21 protein-coding genes and 1 tRNA gene are annotated in these 15,930 nt (G+C 71.5%); 7 read left to right on the top strand and 15 right to left on the bottom strand.

Features of this window, described 5'->3' with window-relative positions; all coding sequences use genetic code 11:
- Nucleotides 1-8 precede the first annotated feature (8 nt).
- Entirely contained in the window at nucleotides 9-176 is a 168-nt protein-coding gene (locus ACLBYB_RS08910; protein ID WP_447698528.1) for a hypothetical protein, read from the bottom strand.
- Nucleotides 173-817 carry a hypothetical protein gene (locus tag ACLBYB_RS08905; RefSeq protein WP_447698527.1) on the bottom strand — a complete coding sequence of 215 codons (645 nt, stop codon included), beginning with the start codon at nucleotides 815-817 and terminating at the stop codon, nucleotides 173-175. Before ACLBYB_RS08905 ends, ACLBYB_RS08910 begins: the two co-directional genes overlap by 4 nt.
- A gap of 79 nt (nucleotides 818-896) precedes the next feature.
- Between ACLBYB_RS08905 and ACLBYB_RS08900 the strand changes: the two genes are divergently transcribed.
- The gene (locus ACLBYB_RS08900; protein WP_447698526.1) at nucleotides 897-1,130 is read left to right on the top strand and encodes a hypothetical protein; all 234 of its coding nucleotides are present in this window, start codon (nucleotides 897-899) and stop codon (nucleotides 1,128-1,130) included.
- Nucleotides 1,131-1,171: 41 nt separating this feature from the next.
- Here ACLBYB_RS08900 and ACLBYB_RS08895 read toward each other — a convergent pair whose 3' ends face one another.
- Nucleotides 1,172-1,429: a hypothetical protein gene (locus ACLBYB_RS08895; protein ID WP_447698525.1), complete on the bottom strand. Its 258-nt coding sequence runs from the start codon at nucleotides 1,427-1,429 to the stop codon at nucleotides 1,172-1,174.
- A gap of 87 nt (nucleotides 1,430-1,516) precedes the next feature.
- Here ACLBYB_RS08895 and ACLBYB_RS08890 point away from each other — a divergent pair, with 87 nt between their 5' ends.
- Nucleotides 1,517-1,822, top strand: coding sequence for a helix-turn-helix domain-containing protein (locus ACLBYB_RS08890; RefSeq protein WP_447698524.1), 306 nt, complete (start codon nucleotides 1,517-1,519; stop codon nucleotides 1,820-1,822).
- Nucleotides 1,823-1,824: 2 nt separating this feature from the next.
- Here ACLBYB_RS08890 and ACLBYB_RS08885 read toward each other — a convergent pair whose 3' ends face one another.
- Both ACLBYB_RS08885 and ACLBYB_RS08880 read right to left on the bottom strand, forming a co-directional pair.
- On the bottom strand, nucleotides 1,825-2,031 hold the full coding sequence (locus tag ACLBYB_RS08885) for a hypothetical protein (RefSeq protein WP_447698523.1): 207 nt from the start codon (nucleotides 2,029-2,031) through the stop codon (nucleotides 1,825-1,827).
- 117 nt (nucleotides 2,032-2,148) lie between these two features.
- A complete protein-coding gene (locus ACLBYB_RS08880) occupies nucleotides 2,149-2,694 on the bottom strand; it encodes a hypothetical protein (RefSeq protein WP_447698522.1) in 546 nt (181 codons plus the stop codon).
- A gap of 190 nt (nucleotides 2,695-2,884) precedes the next feature.
- Here ACLBYB_RS08880 and ACLBYB_RS08875 point away from each other — a divergent pair, with 190 nt between their 5' ends.
- The 3 genes from ACLBYB_RS08875 to ACLBYB_RS08865 all read left to right on the top strand — a co-directional run bounded on the left by ACLBYB_RS08875 (nucleotide 2,885) and on the right by ACLBYB_RS08865 (nucleotide 4,612).
- Nucleotides 2,885-3,202: a hypothetical protein gene (locus ACLBYB_RS08875; protein ID WP_447698521.1), complete on the top strand. Its 318-nt coding sequence runs from the start codon at nucleotides 2,885-2,887 to the stop codon at nucleotides 3,200-3,202.
- A complete protein-coding gene (locus tag ACLBYB_RS08870; RefSeq protein ID WP_447698520.1) occupies nucleotides 3,192-3,449 on the top strand; it encodes a helix-turn-helix transcriptional regulator in 258 nt (85 codons plus the stop codon). Before ACLBYB_RS08875 ends, ACLBYB_RS08870 begins: the two co-directional genes overlap by 11 nt.
- 341 nt (nucleotides 3,450-3,790) lie before the next feature.
- The gene (locus ACLBYB_RS08865) at nucleotides 3,791-4,612 is read left to right on the top strand and encodes a tyrosine-type recombinase/integrase (protein ID WP_447698570.1); all 822 of its coding nucleotides are present in this window, start codon (nucleotides 3,791-3,793) and stop codon (nucleotides 4,610-4,612) included.
- Here the strand turns inward: ACLBYB_RS08865 and ACLBYB_RS08860 are convergent.
- Nucleotides 4,572-4,647 (bottom strand) — tRNA-Glu (locus ACLBYB_RS08860). The two genes, ACLBYB_RS08865 and ACLBYB_RS08860, sit on opposite strands and share 41 nt — an antisense overlap.
- 103 nt (nucleotides 4,648-4,750) lie before the next feature.
- Here ACLBYB_RS08860 and ACLBYB_RS08855 point away from each other — a divergent pair.
- Nucleotides 4,751-5,755, top strand: a complete 1,005-nt coding sequence (locus tag ACLBYB_RS08855; RefSeq protein ID WP_447698519.1) for an RluA family pseudouridine synthase — start codon at nucleotides 4,751-4,753, stop codon at nucleotides 5,753-5,755.
- A 237-nt stretch (nucleotides 5,756-5,992) separates the two neighbouring features.
- Nucleotides 5,993-6,886: an RNA polymerase sigma factor RpoH gene (gene rpoH, locus ACLBYB_RS08850; protein ID WP_042672026.1), complete on the top strand. Its 894-nt coding sequence runs from the start codon at nucleotides 5,993-5,995 to the stop codon at nucleotides 6,884-6,886.
- Between the two features lie 75 nt (nucleotides 6,887-6,961).
- Here the strand turns inward: rpoH and ACLBYB_RS08845 are convergent, their stop codons facing one another.
- The 9 genes from ACLBYB_RS08845 to hemB all read right to left on the bottom strand — a co-directional run bounded on the left by ACLBYB_RS08845 (nucleotide 6,962) and on the right by hemB (nucleotide 15,872).
- Complete coding sequence (locus tag ACLBYB_RS08845; RefSeq protein ID WP_447698518.1) at nucleotides 6,962-8,488, bottom strand: histidine kinase; 1,527 nt, start codon at nucleotides 8,486-8,488, stop codon at nucleotides 6,962-6,964.
- A 279-nt stretch (nucleotides 8,489-8,767) separates the two neighbouring features.
- Nucleotides 8,768-10,060: an adenylosuccinate synthase gene (locus ACLBYB_RS08840; RefSeq protein WP_091925032.1), complete on the bottom strand. Its 1,293-nt coding sequence runs from the start codon at nucleotides 10,058-10,060 to the stop codon at nucleotides 8,768-8,770.
- 157 nt (nucleotides 10,061-10,217) lie between these two features.
- On the bottom strand, nucleotides 10,218-10,514 hold the full coding sequence (locus ACLBYB_RS08835) for a hypothetical protein (RefSeq protein ID WP_091681985.1): 297 nt from the start codon (nucleotides 10,512-10,514) through the stop codon (nucleotides 10,218-10,220).
- A 112-nt stretch (nucleotides 10,515-10,626) separates the two neighbouring features.
- Nucleotides 10,627-11,484, bottom strand: coding sequence for a D-amino-acid transaminase (locus ACLBYB_RS08830; RefSeq protein WP_447698517.1), 858 nt, complete (start codon nucleotides 11,482-11,484; stop codon nucleotides 10,627-10,629).
- Nucleotides 11,485-11,563: 79 nt separating this feature from the next.
- Complete coding sequence (gene purB / locus ACLBYB_RS08825; protein WP_447698516.1) at nucleotides 11,564-12,871, bottom strand: adenylosuccinate lyase; 1,308 nt, start codon at nucleotides 12,869-12,871, stop codon at nucleotides 11,564-11,566.
- 119 nt (nucleotides 12,872-12,990) lie between these two features.
- The gene (locus ACLBYB_RS08820; RefSeq protein WP_091925038.1) at nucleotides 12,991-13,737 is read right to left on the bottom strand and encodes an arginyltransferase; all 747 of its coding nucleotides are present in this window, start codon (nucleotides 13,735-13,737) and stop codon (nucleotides 12,991-12,993) included.
- A gap of 124 nt (nucleotides 13,738-13,861) precedes the next feature.
- Nucleotides 13,862-14,350, bottom strand: a complete 489-nt coding sequence (locus ACLBYB_RS08815; RefSeq protein ID WP_042672022.1) for an RDD family protein — start codon at nucleotides 14,348-14,350, stop codon at nucleotides 13,862-13,864.
- Between the two features lie 98 nt (nucleotides 14,351-14,448).
- Entirely contained in the window at nucleotides 14,449-14,817 is a 369-nt protein-coding gene (locus ACLBYB_RS08810) for a hypothetical protein (RefSeq protein ID WP_020092850.1), read from the bottom strand.
- Complete coding sequence (gene hemB, locus ACLBYB_RS08805) at nucleotides 14,814-15,872, bottom strand: porphobilinogen synthase (protein ID WP_026604877.1); 1,059 nt, start codon at nucleotides 15,870-15,872, stop codon at nucleotides 14,814-14,816. Before hemB ends, ACLBYB_RS08810 begins: the two co-directional genes overlap by 4 nt.
- Between the last annotated feature and the right edge of the window lie 58 nt (nucleotides 15,873-15,930).

Genomic DNA, 15,930 nt, shown 5'->3' with positions numbered 1-15,930 from the left:
GCGCGGCGTCAGCCGGGCGGCGCCCGGCTCGGCCCGTCGTCGCGTCGGGGCGCGGCCCGGCGCTCGCACAGGGCGGCGGCGCGAATCAGGACGGCGCCTGCGCCGATCGGCAGGCCGGCGACCCGCCGCAGGGCGCAGCCGCCGCCGGCGAACAGGAGGCGCAGGAGCCCGCTCACGGCGCCCGCCGGAGCTGAGCCTGCAGGGCGGCGAGCCGCGCCTCGATCCGCGCCTGGGCGGCGCCGCGCGCCGAGGCGTCGAGCCAGCCCGGCGGATCGCGCAGCATCGCGCAGAGCAGCTCCGGCCCGTAGCAGCAGGCCAGCACCAGCACGGCGCGCCCGTTCGGCAGGGCGGCGCCGCCGAGCCATTTCTTGACCGTGTCGGCCGGCAACCGCGTGCGGGCGGCGACGTGGATTGCGGTCTTGGCCGGGTGCGCGGCGCGCAGGAATCGGGCGAGCCCGTCGCCGTCGACCTGTGCCGACCAGTCCCGGCCGTCCTTCGGGAAGAAATGGTCCAGCCCGGCACCGGACATTCCCGCGGCCGCCGCGCACCCTGCGCTCACCGGGCCGGGGGCGGTCTCCGGGGCCGCCGTCCCGCCGGAGAACAGCCATTCCAGCAGCGGGAGGGGCGACGTGTCAGGCATCCAGTCGAAGGTGGGCACCCAATCGAAGGACGGCGTGGGCAGGCCGGCCACCGCCTCCCCGGCCAGGGCCGAGACCGCCGAGCAGGCGTCGCCGGCCGCGCGCGATCCGGCTTCCAGCAGCCCCCAGGCGCCGTCAACCGCCTCCGTGAGACCGGGCAGCGACAGGCGCTCAAACATGGTCGACCCCGGTGGATTGCCCGGCCGTCAGGACGGTGATCCAGTCGGCCGCGTCTCCATCACACGGACGGACCCGATCATGCCCGGCGACGACGTGCCCTTCCGCCCTGCCGAGACCACGCCCGAGACGAGCGGCTTCCAGCTCCAGCTCGGCCCCGGCGGCCAGTGCCGCCTCGTCCTCGGCCAGGCCGGGGCCGAGATCGCGGTCCTCACGCTGGCGCCGGACGATGCGGACCGGCTGGCACAGGCGCTGACCCATCGCCGCGAGAGCTATGAGCAGGCCCGCCAGGGCAAGACGCGCGCGCCGCACTGATGGACCGCGACAGAGCGGTCGAGCCGAGCGGGGCGCGTCCATCAGCAGGCCTCCGGAAAGGCGGGGGCGGCTTCGTCCCCGATCATGCCCCAGAGCTGCGGCACGGCCCGGCGCCCGCGCAGGCCGAGCGCGTGATTGAGCGCCAGGAACGTCCCGGCCGGGAAGCGGCCGCGGGCGGCGCCCCGCCAATTGGACACGGACTTCGCCTTCGCGCCGACGATCGCGCCGGTCGGCCCGTTGCCGCCGAGGAAATCGATGACCGCGTCGGTCGTCCGGAACGGGGGGATCGCCGCACACATGCAGCCGTGTTTATCCACAATACGTGGAAGTCTCAACCCCACAAAACGTTTGTAGCCACATTTTGTGGATGGCGGCATTCTCCGCCCATGTCAGAGGATCGCGATCTACCGGAGAGCCAGGAGGCGATCGGCCGCCGCCTGCGCGAGACGCGCGAGGCGCTCGCCCTCACGCCGCGCGCATTCTCCGAGCTGGTCGGCTTCTCGAGGACGCAGCTGGAGAACTACGAGGCCGGCCGCAGGCTGATGAAGCCGCTGATGGCGGTCCAGGTCATCCGGGCCTTCCCGGCCGCCAAACTCGATTTCAACTGGATCTATCACGGCGATCTCGGCGGCACCGCCCATGACTTCGCGCAACGGATCCTCGCCCGACGGGCCGCGGACCGTGCCGCCTGAGGTCAGCGGACGACCTTGAGAGCGGGCGGGCGGATCGTGCCCCCTGCCCCATGATCGGCCGTGTGCATGTAATTCTCGATCAACCATCGCGCGTGATCGAGAATTTCAAGGGCTTTCACCCGATCGTGCGGCAATTGCAGCGCCAATTGCATGCCGATCGTCTTCAGGTCTTTCTCGCGTCGCTCGGACCGGGCCCTTCTATTCTGCATGACGCAACTCCAAGTCGGCCATTCATCTTAGTAGGGCCGATGGAAGGGCGCCAGGGTCCTCTCGAGCGCGATTCTGCATTCGGCGCTGGGCGCGCTGGAGAGGCGCCCCGCCCCGCTCTACGGCTCTCCGGCGCGCGTCCACACCCGGTCGAGGCCCGGCACGGAATCGAGGGCGCCGGTGAGCACCCGCCGCGAGCGTTCGAGCAGGCCTCCGGCCTCGGGATTTTCCGGCGCGACGCGCTCAACCACCCCCGCGGACCCGCGCATCACCGCGCGCCGGCACGTCTCGCGATCGTGGAGCATGAGGGCCGTCAGCCCGGGCGCCGCGAGGGCGACGATCGCGCCCTGCGATCCCGCCTCGATCTCGACGATGACGTTGGCTCTCGCCTCACGGGCCAGAGCGCCGGCGCCGGCCCCGAGAACGGAGGCGGCGAGCCCGAGGGCCGGCGAAAGGTCGAGGTTCGACGCGAGGGCCAGGCCGCCCTTGAGGCCCCCGAAGACGCGCTCGCTCCAGTGCTCCTGCTCGTCGACGCCGCCCAGGACGGTGATGGCCGTGAAGGCTTCGGCATACCACGTTGCCGCATTCGGCAATTGCAGCGCGCCGGCCTCGTAGACCGCCTCGCCCTTCCCGGCGGCGCCGGCGATCACCTGTAGCCTGGGCATGCCCGCGCCCCTCGTTCTCGCTGATGCCGGCCGTCGCCTCGGCGGCGACTCGCGCACCCCGGACAGCAGGATCCCAGATCGCTCTGCCCGCGGAAAGGCCGGGCCGAGCCCTCCACGATACGTGGCATAGCGGCTTGATACTTCCACGTATTGTGGATAGCGTAGCGACGTGAACCGCGTCGGAGCCGTCATGCCATCCCGATCCGAGCTGCAGGCCGCTCGCAGGGCGCCGAATCGTGCCGCGCGCATCCGGGCGCTGGCCGAGCTGATGCGCGAGCATGGGGGTGGATTGAGCGAGGGGCTGACCGAGGCGGTGGCGTACGCGGCCGGCTTCACCCGGGCCGAGATCGCGGTCTATCGCGACCCGGCCTGTGCGCTTTTCGGTCATGCTCTCCAACGCGCCCTGACCCCGGCAGGCGAGCACGCGGTGGGACGCGCGCTGGTGCAGGAGGCCCAGGCGAAGCGCTGCCGGATGGAGGATTGTTCGGGAGATGGCGGTGCCACGTAGTCGCGAGGAGGACAGCGCCCTCCTACCGGCGGCCCGGATCGAGGTGAGCCCTCGGCGCGGCCTGCGACGCGGGGAGGCGGCGCGCTATGTCGGGGTCAGCCCGTCGAAATTCGACGCGCTGGTGAGCGACGGACGGATGCCGAAGCCGAAGCGCATCGACGGCTGCGTCGTCTGGGACCTGCGCCGCCTCGACTTGGCATGGGACGCCCTCGGCGGCGATGATGGAACGCCGAATCCGTGGGACTGAGCGCCGTGGTCAGCATCGATCTGCCGTTCGTGGTGGCCGATACGGATCGGTACGGCAACGTGCGGTATTACTTCCGCCGGCGGCCCGAGAAGAAGGTGCGGCTCCACGGCAAGCCCGGCTCAGCCGAGTTTCAGAAGGCCTACGAAGCGGCCCGAGACCGCGCTCCGGAGGCGTCGCCGAAAAAGGGCAGCCGCCCAGTCATCGGGTCCTTCATCGACGTGTCGCAACGTTACCTCGCGAGCGCGCCGTTCAGGAAGCTCGATGCCTCGACGCAGGGCTGGCAGAAGCGCGCCCTGAACGCGATCGCCGCGAGCGACAAGGGTACGGCGCCGCTGGCCCTGATGCAGCCGCGCCACGTGCGGCGCCTGCGAGATGAGAAGGCCGACACACCGGCCGCCGCCAACACGATGCTGAAGGCGCTGCGGGCTCTGTTCCAGTGGGCCATGGAGGAGGACATCGTCGACGCGGACCCGACCCGGGACGTGAAGCGCGCCCAATACGTCACCAAGGGGCACCACACCTGGACGCTGGACGAGGTCGAGCGGTTCGAGCGCCGGCACCCGCTCGGCTCGAAGCCGCGGCTCGCGTTCGCGCTGCTGCTCTACACGGCCTGCCGACGCGAGGACGCGACGCGCCTCGGCCCGCAGCACATCCGCGACGGCCGCCTGCGCTACGTCCAGGCCAAGAACGAGCACCGCAAGCCCATCTCGGTCGACGTGCCGGTGTTCCCGGATCTCGCCGAGGCGATCGCCGCCCTGCCCGCCGCGCACCTGACCTTCCTAGTCACGGACTACGGCAAGCCGTTCTCGGTGGCGGGATTCGGCAACCGCTTCCGCGCGTGGTGCGATCAGGCCGGCTTGCCGCACTGCTCGGCGCACGGGTTGCGGAAAGCGACGGCGGCACGCCTCGCCGAACGCGGCTGCACGCCTCACGAGATCATGGCCGTCACGGGCCATCAGACGCTGGAGGAAGTGGAGCGCTACACGCGCGAGGCGCAGCGTCCGGGGCTCGCCGACAAGGCCTGGAAACGCTTCGCCGAGGGACGGCGTGGTCCCACCGCGGAAGCGGGTTCGGGTCCCACTTCCGATAAGGTACTTGCAGAGCTTGTTAAAACTGCGCCGGTGGCGCTCCCAAGGGGAATCGAACCCCTGTTTTCGCCGTGAGAGGGCGACGTCCTAGACCGCTAGACGATGGGAGCTTTCCGGCGGCGCGGGGCTGCTATAGCCACCACTCGGCGGGGGAGCAAGTGCCTTCGTCAGGAAATCCGCCGCGGCGGGTCAGATCGGGGGCGAATAGCGGTCGTGGTGGACAACGTGCAGGACGAGCGGGCCGGGATCGTGGCCGAGGGAGGCGTGCGGCTCGACCGGGCGCTGGTCGCGCTGTTCCCGGATCTGTCCCGGGCCCGGCTGCAGGATCTGATCCGCACCGGCCAGGTTCAGCGGGACGGTCTCCCGGCGCTCGACCCGGCCGCCAAGGTCGCCGCGGGCGCGCGCATCGTGGTCACGGTGCCCCCCGCAGCCCCGGCGGAGCCGGTGGCCGAGGCCGCGGATCTTCCGATCGTCCACGAGGACGACGACCTGATCGTCATCGACAAGCCCGCCGGCCTCGTGGTCCATCCCGCCCCGGGCCACGAGAGCGGCACGCTGGTCAACGCCCTGATCGCTCATTGCGGGGCCAGCCTGTCGGGCATCGGCGGCGTCCGCCGGCCCGGCATCGTCCACCGCCTCGACAAGGATACCAGTGGCCTGATCGTCGTCGCCAAGAACGACGTGGCCCACCAGGGCCTCACCGCCCAGTTCGCCGATCACGGCCGGTCCGGACCGCTGGAACGCGCCTACGCCGCCGTGGTCTGGGGCCTGCCCCAGCCACGGGCCGGGACGATCCAGGCCAGCCTCGCGCGGTCGCGCTTCCACCGGGAGAAGATCGCCGTCGTCTCGGACGCGAGCGGGCGCCACGCCGTCACCCACTACGCCGTGGCCGAGGCGTATCGCGAGGCCGCCCTCGTGCGCTGCCGCCTGGAGACGGGCCGCACCCACCAGATCCGCGTGCATCTCGCCCATCGCGGACACCCCCTGCTCGGGGACACGGTCTACGGCGGCGCCTTCCGGACCAAGGCGGCCCGCCTGACGCCGGAGGCCCGCGCCGCCCTCGCGGCGCTCGGGCGCCAAGCACTCCACGCGGAACTGCTCGGCTTCAGCCACCCGCGGACCGGCGCGACGCTGCGGTTCGAGAGCCCGCTACCGCCCGATATGGCCGCGCTGGTGCAGGCCCTGAGGGCGGAAGAGGACGGGCCGCCGCGCCCGTAACCGCCGCGTCGCGGCGTGCGAAAGATCACGCCGTACCGCGTCACATCGTGACATGGTACGACCAAAATCGCCGGTGGCGCGTTGTTGACGACGTGGGTGTCATCGACCGCGACCGGCTCCCCGGCGTCCCGTACGAGATGGGGGGCCGGCAGGGTCGGCTCAAGAGCGGCCCGAGTGGACGGCACTGTTGTCCGTCGCGTCCGCCCGACAGGGGGACATAAGGTCCAGGAGAATGCCATGGCCGGTACGCTGCCCGTGCTCGCCAACGAAGGTGGCCTCTCGCGCTACCTCGACGAGATTCGCAAGTTCCCGATGCTGGAGCCGTCGGAAGAGTTCACGCTGGCGAAGGCCTGGCGCGACGCCGGCGACCGCGAGGCCGCGCATCGCCTCGTGACGTCGCACCTGCGCCTGGTCGCCAAGATCGCCATGGGCTACCGCGGCTACGGCCTGCCGATCGGCGAAGTCGTGTCGGAGGGCAATGTCGGCCTCATGCAGGCGGTCAAGCGCTTCGATCCCGACAAGGGCTTCCGCCTGGCCACCTACGCGATGTGGTGGATCAAGGCGGCGATCCAGGAATACATCCTGCGCTCGTGGTCGCTCGTGAAGATGGGCACGACCGCGAACCAGAAGAAGCTGTTCTTCAACCTGCGCAAGGCCAAGGGCAAGATCTCGGCCCTCGACGAGGGTGACCTCAAGCCCGATCAGGTAAAGCAGATCGCCACCCGTCTCGGCGTGCCCGAGCAGGACGTGATCGACATGAACCGGCGCCTGTCCGGCGACACGTCGCTCAACGCGCCCCTGCGCGAGGAGGGCGAGGGCGAGTGGCAGGACTGGCTCGTGGACAACAGCCCGAGCCAGGAGACCGTGCTGGCGCGGGAGCAGGAGGGTCAGAACCGCCTCTCCGCGCTCAAGGACGCTCTCGGTGTGCTCAATCCGCGCGAGCGCCGCATCTTCGAGGCCCGGCGCCTCGCCGAGGACCCGATCACCCTGGAGGACCTCTCCGGCGAGTTCGGCGTGTCTCGCGAACGCGTCCGGCAGATCGAGGTCCGCGCCTTCGAGAAGGTGCAGGAAGCGGTCAAGCGCAACATCGCGAGCCGCGAGCTGCCCCGGACCGGCATCGAGGCCCGCTGAGCCGCGCGCCCGGCGCGCGACGCGCCGGGCGCGCCGGTTCGGGTCAGGGCTCGGACGGCGGGCGCCGTCGACCGATCACTGCCAGGCGTCGAAGGCGTTCTGCATCACCTGGGCGCCGGCGGCGCCCTTCTCGAAGGTCAGCACCGCCCGGCGGCCGGACGTGTAGCGCAGCGCGATATCGAACCAGTTCCGGTGCAGGAGCAGGTCGGTGTTGCGCTCGACGTCGTTCTGCAGCGACGACAGGCCGATCAGGAACAGGTTGTCGCGGACCCGAACCGGCAGGCCCGAGACCGGCGAGCCGCGGGCGCTCTGCTCGTCCTTGGCCTGGAGCAACCCGACATCCTGGACGGTTCTGGACGCGGCGTTGCTGCCGCTCTGGCTGAAGGCCAAGCTCACCGTGTGGGAGGCCGGCAGGGTCGCATCGAGATTGCGCTGGATGGTCATCACCAGCGTCAGGCCGGCATCCGGGATGGTCACGGTGGCGACGACGGCGTTCTGGACCGGCTGCCCCTGATCCCCGTTGACGGTCTCGAGCCGCCACGTCACCCGCCCCGGCGTCACGGTCGGCTGACCGCCCTCGGCCCCCGTCGCCTCCTCGACGAGTTCCGCCCTCTGCGCGACCGCGACGCCCGCGTCGGCCGGCGCGGGCGTGGCCGCGGCCCGTGCCGGCGCGCCGTTCTCGACGCGCGTCGGGGCCTTGGGGGCCGGGGCGGCGTCGCCGCCGACCCGGTCGCCGAACTTGGTCTCACCTTCCGGCTGCTGCGTGTCCGCGGTCTCCGTGCCGTTCGACGGCAGGTTCTGCGGCCGGTCGCGCAGCAGGAAGGCCGCGACGGCGATCAGGCCGATCACCACAGCCAGGACACCGCCCACGAAGACGTTGCGCAGCACGCGCGACCGACCGGTGCGCGGGGGGACCACCTCGATCCGCGGACGCTGACGCCCGCCCGCGCCCTCGGCCGCCTCGGCGTCAGGGTCGTCGACGGCGGGCGCCTCGGCGGCAAACGTCCCAGCGCCGGACGTCTCGGCAACCGGCGGGGCCGTGTCGGGCGCGGCCGTCTGCGGCGTGCCCGGGCGCGGCGGCGCGATCGGGATCGGTGCCTCGCGCGGCCCGTCCTCGGCCTCCCGATCCCCGTCGCGGGTCGCCACCGCGAAGGGCGGCTTCGCCGACGGGAGGATGGGCGCCAGCGCGGGACCGGATCCCGGCTCCGGCGGGGACGGCTCCGGGATCTCCGGCTCCGTCGCCGCGGGGACGATCGGCTCGGGGACGGCGGGTTCTGGCGCGGCGGGTGCGGAGACGGCCGGTGCTGGTGCCGGCGCCGAAACAGTGGCCGGGGCCGGGGCCGGAGCGGGCGTCCCGGGCGCCTGCGCGGAATCGTTGGCGGGGGCCGGGAGGCCGCCGTGATCGACCTCGAGCCGCTCGATCGCGGCGTCGAGCGCCCGACGCTCGAGATCGATATCGGCCTCCGACAGCGGCGGATCGAGGGAGCGCAACTGGCTGATCAGGGCGTTGCGCGCGCGGTCGTAGACCGCCTTGCGCAGGGCGGGCGTTCGGTCCGGCAGCGCGTCGAGCGCGCGGGCCAGAAGCGGGTAGTAATCGGCCATGATACTCTGGTCCGCCCCTTCGGCCGCCGTCCGGCAAAGCCGGTCGGAGGCCGGGGACCGAGGTCCGCGCCCGCCCGACAGGTCCGGTCGCGGCCGTCGGCCGGTTTGTCGTATCCCGCCGCGCGGATCAGGGCCCGCGCGCCGGTTGCCTTCGAGACGGCGGGCGGATCGCGATACGGGCCGCCCGGCCGCCCGCCCGTTCTAGATCAAGCCCGCGCGGACTGGATACAGGCAGGGCCGCCGAAAACACGCGTCGTCAACGGGATAGCGCGCGAAGGGTCAATCCTCGAACGGGTTGTGCATGAGGATCGTGTCGTCGCGCTCAGGCGAGGTCGACAGCAGCGCCACCGGCGCCCCGATCAGCTCCTCGATCCGGCGCACGTACTTGATCGCCTGCGCGGGCAGGTCAGCCCAGGACCGGGCCCCCGCGGTCGTCTCCGACCAGCCCGGGATCACCTCGTAGACCGGCTCGATCCGGGCCTGCGCGGCCTGGCTCGCCGGCAGATGGTCGATCGGCTGGCCGTCCAGCATGTAGCCGGTGCAGACGCGGATCTCCTCGAAGCCGTCGAGGATGTCGAGCTTGGTCAGCGCGATACCGTGGATGCCGGAGGTCCGGACCGTCTGGCGCACCAGCACGGCGTCGAACCAGCCGCAGCGGCGCTTGCGCCCGGTGTTGACACCGAACTCGCGCCCGCGGCTGCCGATGGTCTCGCCGATCTCGTCGAACAGCTCGGTGGGGAACGGTCCCTCGCCGACGCGGGTCGTGTACGCCTTGGCGATGCCCAGGACGTAGCCGATCGCGCCCGGGCCGAGGCCCGAGCCCGTCGCCGCCTGCGCGGCTACGATGTTGGAGGAGGTCACGAACGGGTAGGTGCCGTGGTCGACGTCGAGCAGCGCGCCCTGCGCGCCCTCGAACAGGATGCGCTTGCCGGCCCGGCGCTCCTCGTCGAGCAGCGACCACACGGTGTCGGCGAAGGGCAGGATCTTCGGCGCGATCGCCTTCAGCTCGGTCAGCAGCGCCTCGGCATTCACCTCGTCGATCCCGAGGCCGCGCCGAAGGGCGTTGTGGTGGGTGAGCACGCGCTCGATCTTGGCCGGCAGCGCGTCGGGGTCGGCGAGGTCGACGACCCGGATCGCGCGGCGGCCGACCTTGTCCTCGTAGGCCGGCCCGATGCCGCGCTTGGTCGTGCCGATCTTCAGTCCGGCATTGGCCGTCTCGCGGAAATGATCCAGCTCGCGGTGGAGCGGCAGGATCAGCGTGGCGTTGTCGGCGATCCGCAGGGAGGACGGCGAGACGTCCACGCCCTGCGCCTTGATCCGCTCGATCTCGTCGATCAGGTGCCAGGGATCGACGACGACGCCGTTACCGATGACCGAGAGCTTGCCGCCGCGGACCACGCCCGACGGCAGCAGCGCCAGCTTGTAGGTCACGCCGTCGATGACGAGCGTGTGGCCGGCATTATGGCCGCCCTGGAAACGGACCACGATGTCGGCCTGCTCGGAGAGCCAGTCGACGATCTTGCCCTTGCCCTCGTCGCCCCACTGGGCGCCCACAACGACGACGTTGGCCATGCCTGCCTGCTTACCCGCGACGGAAACCGGGACGGCGCGGCCCACGGGTGCAGGCGGCGCACGTCGTGAGCCGTTTCCGCGATCCGGCCAGCGAAATCAAGCAAGGGGCCGCATGATCGGACCGCATGGCGGTCTTCTCGGCCTCGCCGCGACCGGCCTACTTGGCCTCGGTGCCGGGGTCCCGACCGGGCAGTTCGTGCGGCTTGATCACCGGCATGGAGCCGGACTGGTCGGGCTTCACCACGGTGCCGGTCGTGCCGGAATCCGGCGGCTTGATCACGCCGTCGTTCTTCTGGAGCTTGTCGCTGAGCGACTGGTCCTGCGGCGGCGCGTCCGCGTTCGGGCGCACGCGCTCGGGCGGCGCCGGGCTGGTCGTCTGGGCGCGGGCGGGCGCCGCCGCGACGGCGGCCGCTAGGGTCGTCGCGAGGGCGGCGAGCAGGGTCTTGTTCGGCACGAGGGCCTCCCCGATTCGATTCACGAATTCGGGGAGGAACAGCCGGGGACGGGATCCGTTCCTGTCCGCGGCGGGGTCCGATGTCCCGTCCTGTGGACGGGATAGAGCGGTCTCAACCCTGGCGGGCGGCTTCGATGTAGAGCTCGCGCAGGCGCCGGGTCAGCGCGCCCGGCCGCCCCTCGCCGATCGCGCGCCCGTCGATCTCGACCACCGGCATCACGAAGGCCGAGGCGCTGGTGTAGAAGGCCTCCTGCGCCGCGTAGACCTCGTCCACGGGGATCAGCCGCTCCTCGATCCGCAGGTCGGCCTCCTGCGCGAGGCGCAACACCGAGGCCCGGGTGATGCCCGGCAGGAGCGCCGTGGAGAGCGGCCGGGTCACGAGCACGCGGTCGCGGCCGATGATGAACGCGGTCGAGGAGGAGCCCTCGGTGACCGCGCCGTCCTCGACCATCCAGGCCTCGGCGACGCCGGCCTCGGCCGCCTGCTGCTTGGCGAGCACCTGCGCCAGCAGGGCCACCGACTTGATGTCCCGCCGCTTCCAGCGCAGGTCCTCGACGGTGATCACCCGGGCGCCGCTCTCGGCGAGCGGGTTGGCGAGCACGGTCTTGGCCTGCGTGAACATCACCACGGTGGGCTCGGTGCCGGCCTTCGGGAAGGCGAAGTCGCGCTCGGCCACCCCGCGGGTCACCTGCATGTAGACGAGCCCCTCGGTGACGCCGTTGCGGGCGACGAGCTCGGTCTGCAGGCGCTCCCAGCCCGCCGCGTCGTGCGGGTTGCGGATGCCGATCTCGCCGAGCGAGCGGTCGAGGCGCGCGAGGTGCGCGGCGTTGTCGACGAGCTTGCCGTCGATGATCGCCGAGACCTCGTAGATGCCGTCGGCGAACAGGAAGCCGCGGTCCATGATCGGCACGCGCGCCTCCTCGTAGGGGAGGAACTGGCCGTTGAGGTAGACGATGCGGGGAGCGGTCACGGGGAGCTGTCCTGTGTTCGGCGCGGGCCCGGAAACGCGGGCCCGCGAGCGCGGGTCGAAGCAGGAATCGTGCGGGATCTCAGCGGTCGCCGAAGACCCGCCCGAAGATCGTGTCCACGTGCTTGAAGTGGTAGCCGAGATCGAAGCACGCCTCGATCTGCTCGGCCGGGAGCGCCGCGGCGACCTCGGGGTCCGCCTTGAGCAGCGCCAGGAAATCGCCCTCGCCGCGCCAGACCGGCATCGCGTTGCGCTGGACCAGCCGGTAGGAATCCTCGCGGGAGACCCCGGCCTGGGTCAGCGCCAGCAGCACGCGCTGCGAGTGGATCAGGCCGCCGAGCCGGTCGAGATTCTTCTGCATGTTGGCCGGGTAGACCAGCAGCTTCTCCATCACCCCGGTCATCCGCGCCAGGGCGAAGTCGAGGGTGACGGTGGCGTCGGGGCCGATCATCCGCTCCACCGACGAGTGGGAGATGTCGCGCTCGTGCCAGAGGGCGACGTTCTCCAGGGCCGGGGTGACGTAGCCGCGCACCATCCGGGCGAGGCCCGTGATGTTCTCGGTGAGGACCGGGTTGCGCTTGTGCGGCATCGCCGAGGAGCCCTTCTGCCCCTCGGAGAAGAACTCCTCCGCCTCGAGGACCTCGGTGCGCTGGAGGTGCCGGATCTCGATCGCCAGCCGCTCCAGCGACGAGGCGACGACGCCGAGGGTGGCGAAGAACATCGCGTGCCGGTCGCGCGGGATCACCTGGGTCGAGACCGGCTCGGCGGTCAGGCCCATCTTCTCGGCGACGTACTGCTCCACCCGCGGGTCGATGTTGGCGAACGTGCCGACCGCGCCCGAGATCGCGCAGGTGGCGACCTCCTCGCGGGCCGCGACGAGGCGGCGGCGGTTGCGCTCGAACTCGGCGTAAGCCTGGGCGAGCTTCAGACCGAAGGTGACCGGCTCGGCGTGGATGCCGTGCGACCGGCCGATGGTCGGGGTGAGCTTGTGCTCCAGGGCCCGGGTCTTCAGGGCGGAGAGCAGCGAGTCGACGTCGGCGATCAGGATATCGGCGGCCCGCACCAACTGCACGTTGAGGCAGGTGTCGAGCACGTCCGAGGAGGTCATGCCCTGGTGGACGAAGCGCGCCTCGGGACCGACGATCTCGGCGAGGTGGGTCAGGAAGGCGATGACGTCGTGCTTCGTCACCGCCTCGATCGCGTCGATGCGGGTGACGTCGAAGACCGCGTCCTTGCCCTTGGTCCAGATCGTCTCGGCCGCCGCCTGCGGCACGACACCGATCTCGGCGAGCGCCGTGGTGGCGTGGGCCTCGATCTCGAACCAGATCCGGAAGCGGCTCTCGGGCGACCAGATCGCCGTCATCGCGGGGCGGCTATAGCGGGGGATCATGGAAGCCTCGGCACGGTCCGGATTGCGTGCGTGGCCGGTAGCATGCGCCGGGCCGGCCGCTCAATGCGCATCGGGCATGCCGGGACGGCAACCGACGTGAAACGCGCGCCGCACCGGGCTCAGTCGATCCGCACCCAGCCCTGGCCCATCAGCCGTTCCTGCGGCCGGAAGCGGGACTTGTAGTCCATCTTGCGCGAGCCCTCGACCCAGTAGCCGAGATAGAGGTACGGCAGCCCGAGCCCGCGAGCCCGGCGGATATGGTCGAGGATCATGAAGGTCCCGGGGGAGCGCGCGGCCTCCGCGGGATCGTAGAACGAGTAGACCATCGACAGGCCGTCCGAGAGGACGTCCGTCAGGCAGAATGCGAGCGGCGGTCCGGAGCCGCGGCCGGTGATCGCCGTGTCCGGCCCGTGCCGGCGATAAGACACGAGGTGCGTGTCGACGTGGCTGTCCTCGACCATCATGGCGTAGTCGAGCACGGTCATGTCGACCATGCCGCCGTCGCCGTGCCGGGCGTCGAGGTAGCGGCGGAACAGGGCGTACTGCTCGGAGGCGGGCCGGTTCGGCTCCGGCGTGCCGACCCAGTCGGCGCTGCGCGCCAGGATGCGCCGCTGGCTGGCGCTCGGCTCGAACTCGTCGACCACCACGCGGACCGAGACGCAGGCCCGGCACGTCTCGCAGGCCGGCCGGTACGCGATGGTCTGCGAGCGGCGGAAACCGCCCTGCGTCAGGATCTCGTTCAGGTCGCGGGCGCGCCGTCCGACCAGGTGGGTGAAGACCTTCCGCTCCTCCTGCCCCGGCAGGTAGGGGCACGGCGAGGGGGCGGTGAGGTAGAATTGCGGTGTGTCGCGCGGGTGGCTGGTCACGCTTCTCACAGACCCTGCGCCGGGTTCATCCTCGCGGCGCCGGCGTGACAGTGTACAGGCGACCGGCCGGGGCTCAATGGCCCGGCCGGTCGCACCGTCAGATTTTCATCAGCGGAATCGCGGCTCAGCGCGCGTGGACGACGGCGAGGCCGAGGAGCAGGTCGTGCCCGAGGCGGCGGTCGGAGCGCATGAGCCCGAACGCGATGTCGACGCACCAGAGCAGGAAGGTCGAGATCGCCACGTAGAACAGCAGCGCGTGGACCGCGGCCGTGATGACGTCGACCCGCGCCCCGCTCTCGGGCGCGACCGTCCGCAGGCCCATCATCCGCTGGCCGATCGTGCTCTGCTTCGGCCCGCCCACCGTGATCGCGCTGTAGATGATGCCGCTCGCCGGAAGGACCGCGAACAGCGTCCAGCCGAGGCCGAAGGTGACCACCCCGATCACGGTGATCGCGAGGGTCAGCAGGGCCGTGAAGCCGAAGATGAACAGGATGTCGAGGAGATAGGCGACCGTCCGGCCACCCAGGCTCGCCCGCACGAACGGGATCGGCAACGCGGTGGCGTAGCCGGGCGCTTCGAAGCGCTGCGCGTATCCGGGTTGTGGGTTCTGCATGGTGTCGCGTCCTGCAAGCGAGGCTGCGGACGTGAAGGTGGGTGCGCACGCCTGATGCCGCAAGGGGATCCGCGAGGAGACGCGGGCGTGGGCGCGCCTCAGCGCCCGGCCGGGTCTCCGGCCGCGGCGTCGGGCGTGTCGAGGTAGAAGCGCTTGAGCATGTAGAGGGACGGGCCCGACAGGGTGCTGGCCTCGGTGGCGAGGGCGACCAGGGTCGTGCCGGCATCGAAGCGGCAGGTCAGCCAGTGCTGCCGGTTCCCGTCGGCGTAGTCGACGCGCACCGAATTCGCCGACGGCCCCGGCGCCGCGCGCAGGAGCCGGATCCCGTCCTGCGGCGCGACCGCCGGGAGCGCCCGGCGGCAGGTGGCGACGCGATCCCGGCGCAGGGTGTCCTGGCAGGCGACGAGCCCCCCGAGGAAGCCGACCACGACCGCGGCCCCGAGGAGCCAGCGGTGCCCGCGCTTCACGGATGGTTGCGCAGGCGCTCCGCGACCCGCGGCGCGTGATAGGTGAGGACGCCGTCGGCGCCGGCCCGCTTGAAGGCGAGGAGCGCCTCGACCATCGCGCGGTCGCCGTCGAGCCAGCCGTTGCGGGCGGCCGCCTCGATCATCGCGTATTCGCCCGACACCTGGTAGGCGAAGGTCGGCACCTGGAACTCGTCCCGCACCCGGCGGATGATGTCGAGATAGGGCAGGCCCGGCTTCACCATCACCGAATCCGCGCCCTCGTCGAGGTCGAGCCGGACCTCGCGCAGGGCCTCGGCCGAGTTGCCGGGATCCATCTGGTAGGTGCGCTTGTCGCCGACCAGCGCCGCCTTGGTGCCGATCGCGTCCCGGAACGGCCCGTAGAAGGCGCTGGCGTATTTCGCCGCGTAGGCCATGATCTGCACGTCGAGGAAGCCGGCCTTGTCGAGGCCCGCGCGGATCGCGCCGACGCGCCCGTCCATCATGTCGGAGGGCGCGATGATGTCTGTCCCGGCCTCGGCCTGGATCAGGCTCTGCTCGACGAGGACCGCGACCGTCTCGTCGTTGAGGATCGCGCCGTCCCGCATCAGGCCGTCGTGGCCGTGGCTCGTGTAGGGATCGAGCGCCACGTCGGTCATGATCCCGATCTCGGGCACGGCCCGCTTCACGGCGCGGACCGCCCGGCAGACGAGGTTGTTGGCGTTCAGCGCCTCCGAGCCGGTCGGGTCGCGCAGCGACACCTCCGTGTAGGGGAAGAACGACACCGCCGGGATGCCGAGCTTCGCGGCGCGCTCCGCGTCGCGGACGATCTCGTCCACCGAGAGGCGCTCGACGCCCGGCATCGAGGCGACCGGCTCGCGGCGGCCCTCGCCGTCGATCACGAACATCGGCCAGATCAGGTCGTCGACAGTCAGGGTGTGCTCGCGGACGAGGCGGCGCGACCAGTCGGCCTTCCGGTTCCGGCGCGGGCGCTGGGTGATCTTCAGACCCTCCACGCGGGCGCCCTCGCGGGCGGCCTCCACGGCGAGAGGGCGCGGCTCTGGCAGGGTGTCTGACATGCGGCTTCGCTACCGTTCGCGCGGACCACGCCGCGGATCGCGCGGCGCCCGTGCGCCG

The sequence above is a fragment of the Methylobacterium sp. D54C genome (assembly GCF_053345595.1).
Note: the sequence above shows the minus strand (reverse complement) of the source record. Positions and strands in the feature narration are given on the sequence as shown.